A 16143-nucleotide genomic window follows, 5' to 3' on the forward strand; every position below is an offset into this window, starting at 1 on the left:
GGCTCAATTGCCCCCCGCTTTGCCGATACAGTCGCAGGCATGGGCCCGCACCGACTGTTCGAGCCGGTCGAGCAGCAGGTCGAACGCCTCGTCGTCCCGCCTGTCCTCGATCCGCCGGCAGGCATGGGCCGCCGTCGTCCGGTCGCGGCCGAAATAGCGCCCGACCGCGGAAAGGCTGAACCCGAAGGCCACATGGGTGAGATACATGGCGACCTGCCGGGCCTGCGCCACGGGCGCATGGCGGCGGGTCGGTGCGCGCAATTCGACCACCGGCACGTTCCAGGCGCGGGCGATTACTTCCTGCATCAGCGCCACCTGCGCCAGCCGGTCCGGTTCCGACAAGGTGACCATGGGGCCTTGGTGACGCCAGCGCCCTCCTTGCCGACCGGGTAAGACCGCCCTTTCGCTCGCCTGCATTTTTCCCTCCAGCTACCGTGTACGCCACAGAAACAAACTGTGAACTTACGAATATACTGGACAATTATTTACACATTTCGTAAACCGGGGATAATATATCGGTCGATCGATCCTTTCGGAGCCCCCCACCCGTGAAGACCCGCCTACGCCATTTCCGCACCCGCCGCGGCCTGACGCAGGGAGACCTCGCGCGCCGTCTCGGCACGACGGCGGCGACCATTTCGCGTCTGGAAACGGCGGACATGACGGTGTCCACCGACTGGCTGGAGAAATTTGCGAGCGCGCTGGATGTCGCCGTGAGCGACCTCATCGCCACGCCGGATGAAGGCGCGGTCCTGCTCGCGGGCTTGCTCGCGCCCGATGGCGGCGTCAGCCCGCCCGCGCCGGGAGAAACATCCCTCACCCTGGACGTGGCGGTGCGCGAGCCCGTGGCCCTTCGCATCGCCGGCACGTTCGGCCCCTATCTGTCCGGCGACCTTCTGGTCGGCAGCAAACATGCGGCGGGCGAGGCGGCGCAGTTCGCCGGGCGGGACTGCATCCTGTCAGCCGGGGGAACGGTCCGCTTCGGGAAACTGGTTTCTATCGGCAAGGAAGATTCATTGGTGCTCGTCCCCATCGCCGGGGCCGAGGCAGTGCGGCTCGACGGGATCGACTGGCTTGCACCCGTCGCCCTGATGATCCGCCGCTTCGACTAGACGCTCGCGTGCTTACTCGGTCGCGTGCTCACTCGCCCACGTTCCGACACTCCACGGTCGCCTTGGTCGCCACTTTATCCTTGCCGCCGCATTCCATGCCGGGAAAGCAGAAGGACGCAGGCTGATCGATCATGGAAAAGGCGATGTAGCTCTCGCCCTTGTCCGCCGGTCGGATCGCACCGTTCAGCGAATAGTCTCTCGTCTCGCCCCGCGTCAGCGACAGCCGGTCGCCCACCGCGGGGGCGGAGAGCGGCACATAGCCTTCCGCATCGAAGGTGATGGCGGCGCGGCCCGTCACATCGCGAATGGTGCATTGCGCGGCAAGATCGGTCGGAACGTTCGCGGCGCCCTTGATGTTGAAGACCGCCCTTTCGCCGGACTCGATGGTTTTGACGCCGCCTTCAAGCACCGCATTGGCCGCGCGCGCCTCGGGCGCGGCGAGGAAAGCGACCGAAAGGGTTACCGCGATCGTGCCGACGGCCCGAATGGCCGACGGCTTCATCCTTCCAGCAAAACGCATGGGTCTCCTCCACTCTCGTCACCGTCCCCTGCGCATAGTGTCGCCCATGAGGCGGCGCAACATCAAGCGGCGGCGTCACGAAAGAAAACAGGGTGGAAAGTGGTCAGGCGATCTGAAGGCTGGCGCGGCTTGCCAGCGCATGCGCCTTTTCCGACTGAAGGAAAACGTCATGGCCCATCACCATGTGAATGCGACCTTCCTCGTTTTCGAGCGGCAGGCGCAGCCAGAAGCGGAAGAGTTTCGCCCCGCCCGGTCGGCCCGCCTCGATGACGCCCTGCGCAGGACGCCGCGAGCGGATGACCTCGCGATAGGCGACTTCCCAATAGGCCCGACCGTCTCCCTGCTCCAGCTCGTCGAGCATGAGGCCGGTCGTTTCCTGCCCCAGATAATCGCGCAGCCGCGTTCCCGCCAGGCGCACACGCAGGCGCGACGGGTTGTCGTCCACGACATCGTAAAGGCTGATCGAGGGAAGAAGCGCGCGCATTTCACCGGGATGAATGTCGATCCGGCGCGGGCAATGGCCGGTCGCGCCGTCCTGTTCGCCCGGCACCTTGCTGCGCCAGTAGTCGAACAACTCCTGCTGCTCCGGCAGGATAAGCTGTGCACGGATCGTCTGAAGCTGCGAACTGCCTATCTCGTCTGCGTGCGACAGGGCTTCATCCTTTCAGCATACCGCTACCGCCGGAGCGGCGCGCGAATCACTTGAACGATGATGAATCCCGTCTGGAAAGATTGCAAGAGGGCGGAATGCAGGTAGGAAGCGGGGTCAGCGCTTGCGGCCGCCCGCGCCGCGTCCCTTCTGGCCGAGCCCCATTTTCTTGGCAAGGCGGGAACGCGCTTTCGCATAATTGGGCGCCACCATCGGGTAATCCGCCGGGAGGCCCCAGCGTTCGCGATATTCTTCCGGCGACAGATCGTAATGGGTCCGGATATGGCGCTTCAGCGATTTGAATTGCTTGCCGTCTTCCAGGCAGATCAGATATTCGGCGGTAATCGACTGATCCACCGGCACTGCGGGATCGGGCAGAGGCTCCTGTCCGTCCTCTTCGCCCGACGCGGCCTGCGCCAGGGCGCCATGAACGAGTTCGATCAGTTTAGATACGTCATCCGGCGAGACATTATTGTGTCCCACATAAGCGGCAACTATCTCCGCCGTCATGTCGATCAGTTCAGCCGTCACTATGCCCCGTCCCCGCTCGCCGAAACCGGGCGCGGACTTTACGGCGACTTGCTCCGGTTTCGATTCAATTTATCTCGGTTGGGCACTCTATAGCTGTTTTAGAGATGAAAAATCAAGGTTTCATGCACTTAACGATAAAAATTAAATAATGTGCGCCATTCCATTGGCATTGTTTTTCCTAAACGCGCGGGAAGACGGCACACAGCATCCGCTGTCCATTTGAGCGCATTATTTAAGGTAGCGCTTGCGGGGGTCGAAGCGGGGCACATGCAGCGCATCGAGATAGGCGTCGATCGCGGACATCATCAGGTCCTGATGCGTCCGCTCCAGCACGTTCGAGGCCAGCCTCATGCGCACATAGCGATGCTGCTCCAGCCGGATCGAGGTCTTCACGCGTGGCGGCACACTGCCCCGGCGCTCCACCGCGGGGCTGACATCGCACCGGCGGCGTTCCGGACCGTTATAGCGAAGACGGTCTTCGGCAGGGACGTCGCGGCTTTCCTGCGGCGGCAGGCCCAGCGTCTCGCGCGGATCGGGGCCGGGCATCGGCGGCGGCGTCCGCAGGGTCTGCTGGCCCTGCCCGTGGCGCGCGCCTTCCGGCGTAAAGGGAAGATCGTGCCGGCGCATCATCATACCGGCATCGAGCGTCGCAAATCCGTCTCGGCTCATCGTCTCGTTCCTTTCCGGCTATGATCAGTTGGCGCGGCGGCCAAACATGGGTGCACTTCGGCCAAGCGCATTGAGATTGGTCCGGTAGGGCACGCGCGGCGCAGCGGCGCCGGCCTGCTCCTCATCGGCGGCGTCCATGCGGGCAATACGCTCGGCAAGATACTCCCAGAGTTCGGTCATCTCGCGGGCGGACCGGCCAGCCGGCTTTGCCTCCATCACCGTACGCCCGTCGATCATGGCGGCGGCGAATTCGACACGGTGATGCAATGTCACCGGCGCTACTGTGCCGTGCTGCGACAGCGCCACGGCCGCGTCGGAGGTGATGCGCGCACGCGGCGTCGCGGCATTGACCACGAAGATCATTTGCTTCTTGTGCCATTCGGCAATATCCACCGTCGGCCCCACCGCGCGCAGATCGTGCGGGCTCGGACGGGTCGGCACCAGCACGAGATCGGCATGGGCAACGACATCGGAAATCTGGCGCGTGATGGCAGGCGGCGTATCGATGACGAGAAGACGGACGCCCGCCGCCCTTGCCTGGTCCACTGCGCTTGCCAGCGTGGTCATGTCGGCCTTGATATAGGTCGGCATATCCGCATTCCGTGCCGCGCGCCATTGCTCCAGGCTGCCCTGCGGATCGGTGTCGATGATGGCGACGGGGCCATGCCCCGCCAGCGCGGCCTGAACCGCAACGTGCCCGGCAAGCGTCGTCTTGCCAGAGCCTCCCTTCTGGGACGCAAATACGAAGATTCGCATCGGTGCCGGCATGGAAACACTCCTATCGGACCTGTGGCCGGAGACGGGTGCAAAGCCGGCTTCATCGGAGGTTGGCGCATGGGCGGGTGCATATCGGGCGATCTGTGCCCGAATACGGGAGAGCTGTCGTGGCGGAAGCATGGCGCTCCGTCGCGCGTCTCCGGGATCCTGTCCGGCGGCAACCCCGCTACCCTTTTGCGCAGCTCATATGCGCAAGGAGGGCCGGAAGCTTTGCGTCCCGCCGTTTCCGGCGGTTTGCCATTTTCATCCGGGTGCAAATGGAGACCATCTGCATTCCCTTGCCTTCACGCTACGCATGGCCTGTTAACGGGCGTTTAAAACCTTTAAGAAGAACCGAACTATCGGCCTTCTTCGCGCATCCCGGACGCGCGGCTGGAGGTCGCAGGCAGGTTTGCCCGTTAGACGTGGCCGCCCCCGCGCGTCCATAATGCCCGCGCTTTGCAACGATCCGGATCATCACCGAGCGACAATCCTTTCATGCCGAATTTTCTTCACAATATCTGGTACTTCGCCATGCCCGCCGAGGCGCTCAGGCCGGGCGGTCTCGTGCACAAGGTGCTGCTGGGCGAGCCCGTCGTGATCGGGCGCAGCGAAGCGGGAGAGGTTTTCGCGCTGAAGGATATCTGCCCGCATCGCGGCGTCCCGCTGTCGGCGGGCCGGCTGCTTGAGGGAGGCGAAGCGGGCTGCCCCGGCGCCACGGTCGAGTGCCCCTATCATGGCTGGAAGTTCCGCGCCGACGGTCATTGCGCGGAGATTCCCTCGCTGGTGCCCGAACAGAATGTCGAGGTGGACAAGATCCGCGTACGCGCCTATCCGACGCGCGAGGTGCAGGGCAATATCTGGGTCTTCATGGCCTCGCCCGACGAGCCGGACCGCGCGCCGGAGATCGACCCGCCCGTCATGCCCGATATCGGCGATGCAGCGACCCCGCGGCTTCGCGAAACGATGGTCTTCAACTGCCATATCGATCACGCCGTGATCGGCCTGATGGATCCCGCGCACGGTCCCTTCGTGCATCAGTCCTGGTACTGGCGCAGCGCGCGCTCCATCCATGAAAAGGCGAAAGAGTTTGCGCCCGCCGATTTCGGTTTCAAGATGGTGGAGCACCGGCCGTCGAGCAATTCCTTCGCCTACAAGCTTCTGGGCGGCGCGCCGACCACAGAGATCAGCTTCCGCCTGCCGGGCATCCGTATCGAGCACATCAAGGTCGGCAAGCATCGCGTCATCGGCCTGACCAGCGTGACGCCGGTCGACGAGGCGCATACGGAGATCACGCAGAGCTTCTACTGGACCATGCCCCTCCTTTCGCTCCTGCGGCCCGTCGCGCGCGGTTTCGTCCGCGCCTTCCTCAAGCAGGACCGCGACATGGTGAACCTGCAGCAGGAGGGCCTGCGCTTCGACCCGCGCCTCATGCTCATCAATGACGCCGATGTGCAGGCCAAGTGGTACAACCAGCTCAAAAACGAGTGGGAGACCGCGCAAAACGAGCGCCGCCCCTTCGCCAATCCGGTCAAACCCGCCACGCTGCGCTGGCGGAGCTGACCCTCCGTCCGGATTGCCGCCCGGGCTGCCGCATGGCGCGTAACCGCCTGTCGCACGCATCTTTCATCCAAAATGGACGCGGTTAGACATGACTAAGCCCTTGTGCTTTGATTCACACAGGAGCGAATCGTTGCACTTCACTTCCGCCGCGCCGTGAGCCCGGCGGGATGGAGCCCTATCTCCGGCCGGCGGGATGACCCAGAAACACGATGATGACGGCGTTCAACGCATCGCAGGCGCAAATGGCGAGCCTGCATTCGTCGTGCTGCCCGTGGCGCGCTACGACGCGCTGAAAAAGGCCGCCGAGCGCGACAGCGCCGCCGCGACGCTCGAACATGCGCTTACGCCCGTCCCCGCGCCGGTGGCGCGCCGCATCGCCAATGGCGAAAATCCCGTCCGCGTCTGGCGCGAACATCGCGGGATGAAGGCGATCGACCTCGCACGCAGCGCCGGTGTCGGCGCGCCCTATCTTTCGGAAATCGAGACCGGCAAGAAGGATGGCAGCTTCCGCACCATGGCGGCGATTGCCGATGTGCTGCGCGTCTCGCTCGACGATCTCGCGCCCGTCACCGATACCGGGCGCAAGCGGGCCCGGCAGCGCGCCGCGCTCGTCAACAGCGTCAATGCGCAGGTCCGCACATTGCTGACGCTGGTGGGCGGCGATTTCGACACGGCGGCGGTACGTCGCGCCGTGACGCAGCTCGTGTCGGATGCCGTTTCGCTCAAGATGCAGGATCCCGAGCTTGCAGGCTGGATCGACGACATGCTGGAAAGCACGCGCATGGTGCTCGACCTGATCGACCGAGCCGAGCAGGACATTATCGACACCGCGCAGCGCGCACGGCTTTCGCTTGAAGAGCTGGTGAGCGGTCCGGGTTTCCGGCGCAAGATGGCAGTCGTGCTGGACGAAACCGGCGGCGACGAGGCACGCGAGACGGGGCCGGAGATCATCGCCGAGCTGACCCGCGCCTCGGCGGCGGACTAGGCTCCCTCGCCTTCCGCCCGTCCGGCTTCGGTCCCCATAGCGACATCCCAATAGCGCAATGCGACATCGGCCTTGTCGGCGGTGAGACTGTCGAACAGACCGCCGATCCGGTCAAGATCCTGCTTGGTCGGCAGGCCTTCCTGGCGGGCATCCACCGTGACGACGATCAGTTCCCCGAACTCCTTTCGGGAAAGCGACATCGCCTTGGCAAACACCGCGAGTGGCTCGCCGCCATGATCGTTCAGTATGCGGTACATGGTTTCGGGCCTGACCGCGGAGATCGCCGCCAGGTCTTCGGAAAACCTGTGCAGCTCGCCCTTGGCGACACCGGCAACCAGCGACATCAGCTTTTCACGGTCGATTTCGCGCGGCCGACCCAATAGCGAAAGCGCCACGCGCATCGCATCGTCCATCCCGCGCAAGCCCTCTCCATCCCCGAGGATGGGATCCAGGAGGTCGTGAATACGAGAGCGGTCGACGGTGAAGCGCTGCATGATTTCCAGCCGCTGCCCCCCCTCGCACCACCAGAACATAAGCTGCGCCAGACGCGCGGAGAGTTCGGACCGCGCCAGCAGCGGTTCGCGGAATTCCGGGTCGCTGGCGCTTCGGGCCACGAGGATTTCGATGGCGCGCAGGGAAAGGCGCACGGATCGGTTGTTGAGCAGGCGGCAAATCGTGGCCGTCTCCCCATGCTCGATGATCTCGTCGGCAACGGCGCTCGAAAGCCCGCGCCTGCCTGCAATGATGAAACGATGCGGCTCGTCGCTCTCCGACACGATCCGCGCCAGATCGCCGTCCGCAAGCGGCATGCCTTCCAGCAGGATTTGCTCGGCAATCTTCACATCGTCGCGCGCCAGCGCCATGGCCAGTTCGCGCGGGCAATCGCTCTGCTGCCCCAGCCGTTCGGCCAGCCGCAGGCGCATCCCCTCATCGAGGCGGCTCACCAGCTGCGCCAGCACGCCGTCGAGCAGGCTGCGCTCCTGCGGCGGCACGAGATTGCTCGGCAGCAGCGCCAGATCCGCGATCCGCCGCAACACGGTCTCCCCGTCCCGGCCGGTATCGGCAGGCGCGTCGACGGTCCTATTCTGCGTAATGCCCAGAGCCATTTACGATGCGGGCGCGACGTCGCGCGGCGCTCCTTGATAAATCCCGACCTCAGTGAAGCACCCGGCCTGTTAAAACCTCGTAAAGCATGATGGTCGCATTTGCGCCTTATCCGCCGCCTCCCTATCTTCGATGGCAAGACATGGTCCGGAAAAGGAGGCTGCGGCATGCCCCGATATGCACTCGCACTCACGCTGATTGGTGGAATTCTGCCGATTCTGGCCGGTTGCGCGGATATGGGCACACAGTCTTACGCCGATACCCCCGAATACAGGCAGGGCCATTCCGCGGGGTGCTGGGCGGCCACATCCGGCAAGAAAGATGCGGCAAACCGGAATGAAGCGCTCTACAAAAGCAGCGACGCCTATCGGGCGGGCTGGAAAGCGGGCTTCAATTCCTGCCGCGTCGACAGCGGCGCACGGGATGCAAATGACCCGAACACCGGGCGGTCCACCACCAGCCCGTTCGGCTACTGATTGAACATCGTGAGCAGGTCCCCCACACGGGAACAGGACCTGGAGGGGGAGTAAAAATATGCGTGCCGTTCTCGGTCTCATCGTCATCCTGATCGTCGCCGCCATTCTGGCGCCATTGCTCTATTACGGCACCGCGGACCCGTGCCGGATGCTGGCTCGGGAAATGGCTGCGGACGCCTACAAGCCGATGGCGAAAACGCTGGGCGGCGATCCGGACGACGTGCCCGAAAGCGTGGAACGTCCCATGCGGCTCATCACCAGCCAGATGTCGGGCCGGGAGTGCAGCGAAGAGCTTTGGGACCGCTGGTTCGGTTCCGGCGGGAATTCGTGATCTCAGATGACGAGAACCGCCCGCTCGCGCATGGCCCTTATGGGCTTCGGTCTTGTCTTCGGTCTTGCCCTGGCCCTGACGGCGTTCGTCCAGACGGCGGAGGCGCGCTCGCGCATCTCCACGGGCCGCGAGCTTTACGACGCCTGCAAGGTTCTGTCGGCCTGGCACCTCAATCCGGTCGGACATGCGCCGATCCCCGCGCGAAGCTGTCGCCAGTACATCGTCAACTATTTCACCGTGATCCATTATCTTCATACGGATGAAGCGGCGAAGAAGATATTCGGCAATTCCGCCAAGGATCCCTATGCCTGCCTGAACCTCGATGGACCGAGAAGCTACGACCAGCTTGCCTCGCGCATCGTCCGCACGGCGGAGTGGCACCCGGAGCTCATGGATGCGGATGCGGTGAAGCTGATGAGCCGCACCTTCCTCGACAGGCCGCCCTGCTCGGACGGCACGAACTGAGGGCTCGCCGACCGCGACCCCTTCCGTTTCGTGTATATTGATCGGGGAGAAGGCCGGTCCTTAGGTCAGAGTTGAGTTCGATGAGTAAACTTAAGATAGCGCTGGGGCAGATGCGGATCGATGACGGGTGCGCGCCCGACAATCTGCAACGTATCGAAGCGATCATCGAAGAGGCCGGCCCGTCGCATGACCTCATCGTCCTGCCGGAAACCGCGACGAGCGGATTTGCCGACCGTGCGAGCGTGGCGGCGGTTGCCGAGCCGCTGAGCGGGCCGACCGTCGAAAGACTGGGCGCACTCGCCTCGCGCCATTCCTGCGTCATCGCCATCGGCCTTGCGGAACGGAGCGGCGACGATCTGTTCAACACCGCCGCCGTCATCGGCCCCGGCGGTCTTCTCATGGCCTATCGCAAGACGCATCTCTGGTGCGACGATCTCGCCATCTTCCGGCCCGGCTCGGAGGTGGCGGTTGCCGATGCGGGCGGCTACAGGCTCGGCGCGCTCATCTGCTACGATGTCGAATTCCCCGAGCCCGCCCGCCTCGCCGCCGCGCGCGGCGCGGATGTCATTGCCCTCAGCAACGGCAATATGGATCCTTACGGCGAGGTGCACCGCCGCGCCGTCGCCGTCCGCGCGCAGGAAAACCAGCTTTTCCTCGCCGTGGCCAATCGTGTCGGCGACGGTAAGGGCATGAGTTTTGCCGGCGGCAGCATGGTCGCCGGGCCCGACGGCGGCACGCTTCTGGAAATGGGCACCGAAGAAGGCATCGGCTCCGTCGAGATCGATCTCGACCGGATCGGCCTGTCCCGCCGGGATTATTGCTATCTCGACGAACGGCGGTTTCGCGTGGAAAAGGCCGACCCGGTTAAACCCTGACCGCTCAGGCTTCGCGCTTTCGTCATTCGCGAAATCCGCCCTCCGGTCAATCCAGGCGCGTGACGGGCGGCGGCGCCCAGATGCCGTCCAGCACCTCGGCTTTCGGCCAATAGACCCTGAGGTTCATCGAAAAACTGCCGGAGGCCGGCGCGGGCAGCCAGTTCGCCTGCCGCTCGGGCTCCGACGGCTGGTCGCGCTGGATATAGAGATCGAGCGATCCATCCGCATTGAAATGCAGCCTGTCCCGGTCGCCGATGGCGAAGCGGTCGATCGGATTGGCCGCGAAGAGTTGTTTGTCATTATACATCGTGAGCGACCAGAAGGCCCGCGCAGGCGGTATCCGGTCCGGCTCGAAATGCATGACATATTTCGCCGCGCTGTCGAAGGGGTTGCCGTCCTCCTGCGTCCAGGCGCTGGGATAAACAGCGTCTTCGACCGGTACCGCGCCGAGGCCGAAATAGGCGATCACCGCGCGCCGCATATAGTCCGTTCCATAGGTTCCCATCGGATGGGCGATCAGGCGCCAGCCATTGACGAGGGTCCCGGTGCGGAACATCGCGACGCCTATTTTTTCCCGGCCCAGCGCCGGCGCCGCCTCGATGGCCGCCCGCACCTCCGGCGAAAGACTTTCCATGTCGAGCCCCTGCCCCGGCACGAGGCCGATGCGCGCCAGCCTGTCGAGCATCGGATGATCGTCCACATGGGGCGGATTGCGGCGCAAGAGCTTTGCGAACAGGCCGAAGAATGTCGTCGCATCCATCGCAAAGACCTGATCGCTGGGGGCGGTCATATCCAGTTCCGGGTCGAAAGCGGGCGCAGGCGGCTCATAAGCAGTGCCGCCCCAGGCCGAGAGAGGCACCGCCTCTATCCCCGCCTGGAAGGCGCGCACCGCTTCGTAGTCCTCCACACCATTCGTCTGTGTGCGTCCGATCATCCAGCCGACAGGCGTCGGCGAGCGATAGGCTTTCACACCCGAAGGCAGGCCGCCTTTCCAGTCCGGCCCGACAATCGCGAATGTCTGCGCATGTGTGCCCGTGGTTCGCGAGCCGGGCGCGGCAAAGACATGCGTCCACATATCCATCATCGGCAGCAGGTAATAACGTCCCCCTGAGTCCGGCGCGGAAATCACCAGCGGCTCCTCGCTCACATCGAACCAGAGCGCCGAATAGAGCGTATCCGCATTGGGCCTGACGACCGCTGAAAAGCTGTCGTCGGGAAACTGCCTCATATGCGCGAAGCGGTTCATCGGTGCGCTCACCTGCAGGCTGTTCCCTCCCCGGTCGGGCCGCACATTGGTGAGCACGCGCCTCGAAATTTCCGCCACAACCAGCGGAAAGGCATAGATATACGCATCGACTGCAATTTCCTGCGCCATATCGGCGTCGAGAGGCGATGCCGCGACAGTGTCATTCATGATTCATTTCCCGGATTTCAGGACCGCTGTTTTTGCCGGCGCGCAGACTAGTCCCGCCGATGGACAGTAATTGTCCTCAGAGGTACATTTTGGCGATGGACAGAGCGGAAATGGAAAAACGCCTGCGGGACATGCCGTCGACCGGCTGGTTCGCCCGGCAGCCCGCCCCGCTGCGCCGGCAGCTTCTGGACGGCGCCGTCGATGTGCATTTTGCCGATGGCGACTGGATATATGGCGCGACGGAAAAGGCGGGCGGGTTTTTCTGCGTATTGGACGGCGGCATTCGTCTCTATGCCGCCACGAGCCATGGCGAGACGGTGCTGATCGATCTTGTCGGACCGGGCAGATGGTTCGGTCAGGCGGGCGTCCTGCGCGACGGCCAGCGCCTCGTCACCGCGATCGCCGACGGGCCGGTTCAGGCGCTTCTCATTCCCCGCAATGCGATCGTGCAACTGATCCGCCAGAGCCCGCAATTCATCGACAGCATCATGCAGCTCGATGCGGTGCATTTCCAATATATGACGCGGGTCGTGTCGGAGGTTCTGACCCTGGCGCCGCGCGAGCGCATTGCCGGGCGCCTTTACGCGCTCAGCGACCGCGTGGCGCCGGAGGCGGGCCGGTGGCGGTTTTCCCTCACCCAGGCCGATCTGGCGGAGATGGTCGGCGTCGAGCGGAAGACGGTCAATCGCGTGCTCGCCGCGTTTGAAAAACAGGGTCTCGTCAAACGCTCCTATGGCGCCATCGAACTTCTCGACAGAGCCGCGCTGGCGCGCATTCGCGACACAGCGCCGGGTTAATAAACTCAGTATCATCCCGGCGGAAGCCGGGACCCACTCTCCCCTCGCATTACATCAACTTTCCTCCTCACCCTGAGGAGCGGACGCCAGTCCGCGTCTCGAAGGGCGAGGCCCGGGCCGGTCGCCATCCTTCGAGACGGGCCCAAAGGCCCTCCTCAGGATGAGGCTGTACCGTGACGCACCGTCGCGGACCCCACCCAGCGCGTCCAACGGCCGTGAAAATCCGTACGGGCGAGTTCCACATCCTCTCCCGAAGGCCATAACCGCAACCGCAGCGCGGCGGAATCCGCTTCCTTGTCATCCGCCTCCATGCTCAGCCAGGCCAGCGGCGCGGCCTCGCTCGCGTCGCGGGCCGCCGCCTCCATCACCGCTTCGATCCGCGCCTGCGTTTCCGCCGGCAAATATTGCCAGACGATGGTGTGGAAGAGCACGCGCGTCCGTCCGGCCTCGCCCGGCTTGTCGAAATGCCGCGCCACCCATTCCGACGCATCGGCCTTTTCCACCGCCGTGCCGCTCTGCGCGGCGAAGGCGAGTGCCGCTTCGATCCGTTGCAGCCGCGCCGTCTGGTCCGGCCAGATATAGGAAAGCAGTCTTTCCCGCGCCGCCTCGTCCGACACGTCGAGCGGGTTCAGGTCGCTGCCCTGCCGCGAGGCGACGGCAAGCGGCGCATCGAGCGGCGGCGTTTCGCCCTCCCATGCCGACGTGATCTTGACCGGCGCGTCGGCGCTGCCCCATTCGCGTCCGCCGAGATCGTAGTGATAGCGGTCGAAATTGAGATTGAGCCCGGCGCTCGCTCCGATCTCGTGAATGTCGAGCGGCTGTTTCATCCGCGCCGCGATGTGCAGACACCCGCCAAGGATCGCATTCGACCGCGAAACCTCGTTCGTCTGCGGCGCGCTGTCGAGAAACGCCGTCAGGAACGCGTCTTCCCGTTCCACCGCCGCGGCAAGCGCCTGCCACAACGCGTCTTCCGTCACCTCGTTGGGCGGATAGGCAGCCGCGAGCGATGCCCTCTCCTGCCGCTTCAACGCGTGGAACGCACCCGCCGCCCGCAGCGCCAGCGCATCGCTTTGCGGATTGCCGTTCCATGTCAGGATGCGCCGACCGAAAGTCGTATCTTGGTCGAGCCGCTCACCCAGCAGGCGGCACAGACGCGCATTGAAGGGCGAACCCAGATAGTCGCAGGCGATGGACTGCCGCTCGAAAGCAGTGCGAATGTCGTTGCTGTTTGTCATTTTCGATTTTGCCTTCCATGTCGTCCCGGCACTTGTTGCCGGGACCCACTCTCTTTTCCATTTACCGAAGGGCCAATGGATCCCGGGAACAAGTCCCGGGATGACACTGACAATGGAAGCAACCGAACGGCTAAGCCGCTTCCGTCTCGCCCGCCGGCCACACGCCGACATAGCGGGACTGGGGCCGGATGAGACGGCCCACCCGTTCCTGCTCGATCACATGCGCCGTCCAGCCTGCGATCCGCGACATGGCGAAGATCGCCGTGAAGGCCGCGCGCGGAATGCCCAGCGCCTCGAGCAATATGGCCGTGTAATATTCCATATTGGTGTCGAGCGGACGGTCGGGCTTGGCGCGCTTCAGCACCGCCAGCGCTTCATTTTCCACCTCGCGGGCGAAGGCGATGCGGTCATTGCCGCTGGTGATATAGGTCAGCGCCTTGTTGAAAACATCCGCACGCGGATCGCGTACGCGGTAGACGCGGTGACCGAAGCCCATCAGCCTTGCGCCTTCGCCGATTTCCCTTTCGAGCCAGGGGCGGATGTTCTCCCGCGTGCCCATATCGTCGAGCATGTCGAGCACCGGTCCCGGCGCGCCGCCATGGAGCGGCCCCTTGAGCGCACAGAGCCCGGCCACCACGGCGGAGATCATCCCCGCCTTCGTCGAGGCCGTCACACGGGCGGTGAAGGTCGAGGCATTCATGCCGTGATCCGCCACCGTGACGAGATAGGCGTTAAGCGCCTTCACCTCGCCCTCCGTCGGCGTCTTTCCGTTCAGCATACGGAGAAAATCCGCCGCCTGTCCCGCCTTCGGGTCCGGCGCGATGCTCTCCTTGCTCTCCCCGGCCCGGCAGAGCGCAGCCACGAAAACCGGCGCGGCGCCCAGCGCGCGGATATGGGCAGGGATATCTCCCTCGTCCGGCAGGAGCGCGAGCCCCGCCCGCAGCCCCTCGATCACGTTGAGCCCCTTGCCCATCGCAAGCAGTCCGGGCACCAGCCGGTACGCATCTCCGCGCGCCTCGCCGAGCAGCCGGCGCACCTCGCCCGCCTCCGGCGCCGGGTCGAGCCCGGCGGCCTTCCAGAGTTCGGCGGCCGCCGCTTCGAAGTCATGGCTCTCGGCGAGCGCCTCCACCTTATGCCCGGCGACGATCAGCCGTCCGGCCTGACCGTCCACATCGCTCAGCGCCGTTTCGGCGGCGACCACATCGTCCAGGCCGCTCGCGCTGGCCTCCTTCGAGGCATGGTTCCAATCTCGCCCCGCCTTCATCTCAATCTTGCTCATGGCGTCACCTTTCTCTGCAAACTCATGAGCGGAAACTGGCGACGGCTTGATTATTGGTCAATCTTGATTAAGCTAATCAATATTAAAATACTTCGGCAGCGCAGCATTTCAGAGATGGCAGATAAATCTAAGAAATCCCCGGATTCTCTGGAAAATCTCTATCTTTCCGCCCGCGAGGCGGCGGCGGAGCTGGGGGTTAGCCTCGCCACGCTTTACGCCTATGTGAGCCGCGATCTCATCCGCTCCGAACCCGTCCCCGACAGCCGCGCCAAGCGTTACCGGGCCGAGGATATCCGCAAACTCAAGGCCCGCCGCGGCGGTTCTCCGGGCGAAACGGCCCTCCCGCCCGGTGCAAAAGCGGGGTTCGGGCTTGGCGGCCAGCCGGTGCTGGAAAGCGCCATCACGCTCATCAGCGAGGGCCGACTTTTCTATCGCGGCGCCGATGCGACGGCGCTGGCCGAACATGCGAGCCTCGAGCAGGTCGCGACGCTGCTCTGGGGCCTCAGCGACATCCAGCCCTTCACCCGCGCCGAGCTACCACCCTGGACGCCGAAGCTCGAAACGCTGGCCGCGGAACTCAAGACCATGCCGCGGATCGAGCGCTGTCTCGCGCTCCTGCCGGTGGCCGCGCTGGAAGACGCCGCCGTCTACAACATGACCGAGCGCGGTCTGGCCGCCACCGGCGCGCGCCTCCTCCGGCTTTGCGCCGCGATTGTCGCGGGTGAGACGCCAGGCCCCGAGCCCGTCCATGAAATGCTTAGCCGTTCAATGACTTACGGCGACCGGCCGGGCGCGGAACTCATCCGCGCGGCGCTTGTTCTCTCCGCCGACCACGAGCTCAACGCGTCGGCCTTTACCGTGCGCTGCGTCGCCGGCACGGGCTCCAATCTCTATGCCGCCATGCAGGCGGGCATCTGCGCCGCGCAGGGTCCGAAGCATGGCGGCCTCACCACGCGCGTCGAAAGCTTCCTATTCGATCTCGCCAACCGGCAGGACATCGAAGATGCGGTAATCCAGCGCCTGCGCGAAAACGATCCCCCGCCCGGTTTCGGCCACTGGCTTTATCCGGAGGGCGATCCGCGCGCGAAATGCCTGCTGGACATGCTGGCGCGCTCGCATTCCGACGATGCGGTGTTCCAGCGCGTCAAGCGCGTCCGCCGCGTCATGGCCGAGGCAGGCGGGCTGCATCCCAATATCGACTTTGCGATCGCCGCCACCGGCGCGGTGCTGCGCCTGCCGCGCGGCGCGGCGCTCACGCTTTTCGTGCTGGGCCGGATGACGGGCTGGATCGGCCATGCCATGGAGCAATACCGCTCGGGCCAGATGATCCGCCCCCGGGCCCGCTATGTCGGCGAGACGCCCCGCATCGGCCTCCAGTGAGG

The 16143-nt window shown here is 64.6% G+C and carries 19 protein-coding genes and 1 riboswitch; of the genes, 9 read left to right on the forward strand and 10 right to left on the reverse strand.

Annotated elements, in window-relative coordinates:
* Positions 1-3: 3 nt before the first annotated feature.
* Positions 4-351 carry a helix-turn-helix domain-containing protein gene (locus tag ACSSVQ_RS04810; protein WP_339614542.1) on the reverse strand — a complete coding sequence of 116 codons (348 nt, stop codon included), beginning with the start codon at positions 349-351 and terminating at the stop codon, positions 4-6.
* A gap of 197 nt (positions 352-548) precedes the next feature.
* Between ACSSVQ_RS04810 and ACSSVQ_RS04815 the strand changes: the two genes are divergently transcribed.
* Positions 549-1112, forward strand: a complete 564-nt coding sequence (locus ACSSVQ_RS04815; protein ID WP_454181095.1) for a helix-turn-helix domain-containing protein — start codon at positions 549-551, stop codon at positions 1110-1112.
* A 28-nt stretch (positions 1113-1140) separates the two neighbouring features.
* Here the strand turns inward: ACSSVQ_RS04815 and ACSSVQ_RS04820 are convergent, their stop codons facing one another.
* The 5 genes from ACSSVQ_RS04820 to ACSSVQ_RS04840 form a co-directional block, all read right to left on the reverse strand.
* The gene (locus tag ACSSVQ_RS04820; protein ID WP_454181097.1) at positions 1141-1632 is read right to left on the reverse strand and encodes a hypothetical protein; all 492 of its coding nucleotides are present in this window, start codon (positions 1630-1632) and stop codon (positions 1141-1143) included.
* A gap of 103 nt (positions 1633-1735) precedes the next feature.
* Positions 1736-2206 carry a PAS domain-containing protein gene (locus ACSSVQ_RS04825; RefSeq protein ID WP_339614537.1) on the reverse strand — a complete coding sequence of 157 codons (471 nt, stop codon included), beginning with the start codon at positions 2204-2206 and terminating at the stop codon, positions 1736-1738.
* A gap of 192 nt (positions 2207-2398) precedes the next feature.
* Entirely contained in the window at positions 2399-2791 is a 393-nt protein-coding gene (locus tag ACSSVQ_RS04830) for a MucR family transcriptional regulator (protein WP_339614545.1), read from the reverse strand.
* A 249-nt stretch (positions 2792-3040) separates the two neighbouring features.
* On the reverse strand, positions 3041-3481 hold the full coding sequence (locus ACSSVQ_RS04835; RefSeq protein ID WP_454181099.1) for a hypothetical protein: 441 nt from the start codon (positions 3479-3481) through the stop codon (positions 3041-3043).
* A 24-nt stretch (positions 3482-3505) separates the two neighbouring features.
* Positions 3506-4249 carry an AAA family ATPase gene (locus tag ACSSVQ_RS04840; protein ID WP_454181101.1) on the reverse strand — a complete coding sequence of 248 codons (744 nt, stop codon included), beginning with the start codon at positions 4247-4249 and terminating at the stop codon, positions 3506-3508.
* A 162-nt stretch (positions 4250-4411) separates the two neighbouring features.
* Positions 4412-4507: riboswitch (cyclic di-GMP riboswitch) on the reverse strand.
* 228 nt (positions 4508-4735) lie between these two features.
* On the opposite strand from ACSSVQ_RS04840, the gene ACSSVQ_RS04845 reads away from it, so the two are divergent.
* Both ACSSVQ_RS04845 and ACSSVQ_RS04850 read left to right on the forward strand, forming a co-directional pair.
* Positions 4736-5800 (forward strand): Rieske 2Fe-2S domain-containing protein, encoded by a 1065-nt coding sequence (locus ACSSVQ_RS04845; RefSeq protein WP_454181103.1) that lies wholly within the window; start codon positions 4736-4738, stop codon positions 5798-5800.
* Between the two features lie 193 nt (positions 5801-5993).
* Complete coding sequence (locus ACSSVQ_RS04850) at positions 5994-6785, forward strand: helix-turn-helix domain-containing protein (RefSeq protein WP_454181105.1); 792 nt, start codon at positions 5994-5996, stop codon at positions 6783-6785.
* Here ACSSVQ_RS04850 and ACSSVQ_RS04855 read toward each other — a convergent pair.
* The gene (locus tag ACSSVQ_RS04855; RefSeq protein ID WP_454181107.1) at positions 6782-7891 is read right to left on the reverse strand and encodes a DUF2336 domain-containing protein; all 1110 of its coding nucleotides are present in this window, start codon (positions 7889-7891) and stop codon (positions 6782-6784) included. The two genes, ACSSVQ_RS04850 and ACSSVQ_RS04855, sit on opposite strands and share 4 nt — an antisense overlap.
* Positions 7892-8056: 165 nt before the next feature.
* Here ACSSVQ_RS04855 and ACSSVQ_RS04860 point away from each other — a divergent pair, with 165 nt between their 5' ends.
* The 4 genes from ACSSVQ_RS04860 to ACSSVQ_RS04875 all read left to right on the forward strand — a co-directional run bounded on the left by ACSSVQ_RS04860 (position 8057) and on the right by ACSSVQ_RS04875 (position 10036).
* A complete protein-coding gene (locus ACSSVQ_RS04860) occupies positions 8057-8365 on the forward strand; it encodes a hypothetical protein (RefSeq protein WP_454181109.1) in 309 nt (102 codons plus the stop codon).
* Between the two features lie 58 nt (positions 8366-8423).
* Entirely contained in the window at positions 8424-8696 is a 273-nt protein-coding gene (locus ACSSVQ_RS04865) for a hypothetical protein (RefSeq protein WP_293328828.1), read from the forward strand.
* 6 nt (positions 8697-8702) lie between these two features.
* The gene (locus ACSSVQ_RS04870) at positions 8703-9161 is read left to right on the forward strand and encodes a hypothetical protein (RefSeq protein ID WP_454181111.1); all 459 of its coding nucleotides are present in this window, start codon (positions 8703-8705) and stop codon (positions 9159-9161) included.
* Between the two features lie 80 nt (positions 9162-9241).
* Positions 9242-10036, forward strand: a complete 795-nt coding sequence (locus tag ACSSVQ_RS04875) for a nitrilase-related carbon-nitrogen hydrolase (RefSeq protein ID WP_454181113.1) — start codon at positions 9242-9244, stop codon at positions 10034-10036.
* 46 nt (positions 10037-10082) lie between these two features.
* Here the strand turns inward: ACSSVQ_RS04875 and ACSSVQ_RS04880 are convergent, their stop codons facing one another.
* Complete coding sequence (locus tag ACSSVQ_RS04880; protein WP_454181115.1) at positions 10083-11450, reverse strand: DUF1254 domain-containing protein; 1368 nt, start codon at positions 11448-11450, stop codon at positions 10083-10085.
* A 95-nt stretch (positions 11451-11545) separates the two neighbouring features.
* Here ACSSVQ_RS04880 and ACSSVQ_RS04885 point away from each other — a divergent pair, with 95 nt between their 5' ends.
* A complete protein-coding gene (locus ACSSVQ_RS04885) occupies positions 11546-12247 on the forward strand; it encodes a Crp/Fnr family transcriptional regulator (protein ID WP_454184650.1) in 702 nt (233 codons plus the stop codon).
* A 155-nt stretch (positions 12248-12402) separates the two neighbouring features.
* On the opposite strand, the gene ACSSVQ_RS04890 is transcribed toward ACSSVQ_RS04885, so the two are convergent.
* Both ACSSVQ_RS04890 and ACSSVQ_RS04895 read right to left on the reverse strand, forming a co-directional pair.
* Positions 12403-13482: a DUF2332 domain-containing protein gene (locus ACSSVQ_RS04890; RefSeq protein WP_454181117.1), complete on the reverse strand. Its 1080-nt coding sequence runs from the start codon at positions 13480-13482 to the stop codon at positions 12403-12405.
* A 130-nt stretch (positions 13483-13612) separates the two neighbouring features.
* Positions 13613-14761: a citrate synthase/methylcitrate synthase gene (locus ACSSVQ_RS04895; RefSeq protein ID WP_454181119.1), complete on the reverse strand. Its 1149-nt coding sequence runs from the start codon at positions 14759-14761 to the stop codon at positions 13613-13615.
* Positions 14762-14875: 114 nt separating this feature from the next.
* On the opposite strand from ACSSVQ_RS04895, the gene ACSSVQ_RS04900 reads away from it, so the two are divergent.
* The gene (locus tag ACSSVQ_RS04900) at positions 14876-16141 is read left to right on the forward strand and encodes a citrate/2-methylcitrate synthase (RefSeq protein WP_454181121.1); all 1266 of its coding nucleotides are present in this window, start codon (positions 14876-14878) and stop codon (positions 16139-16141) included.
* Positions 16142-16143: the final 2 nt, after the last annotated feature.

The organism is Parvibaculum sp. MBR-TMA-1.3b-4.2 (assembly GCF_053628815.1).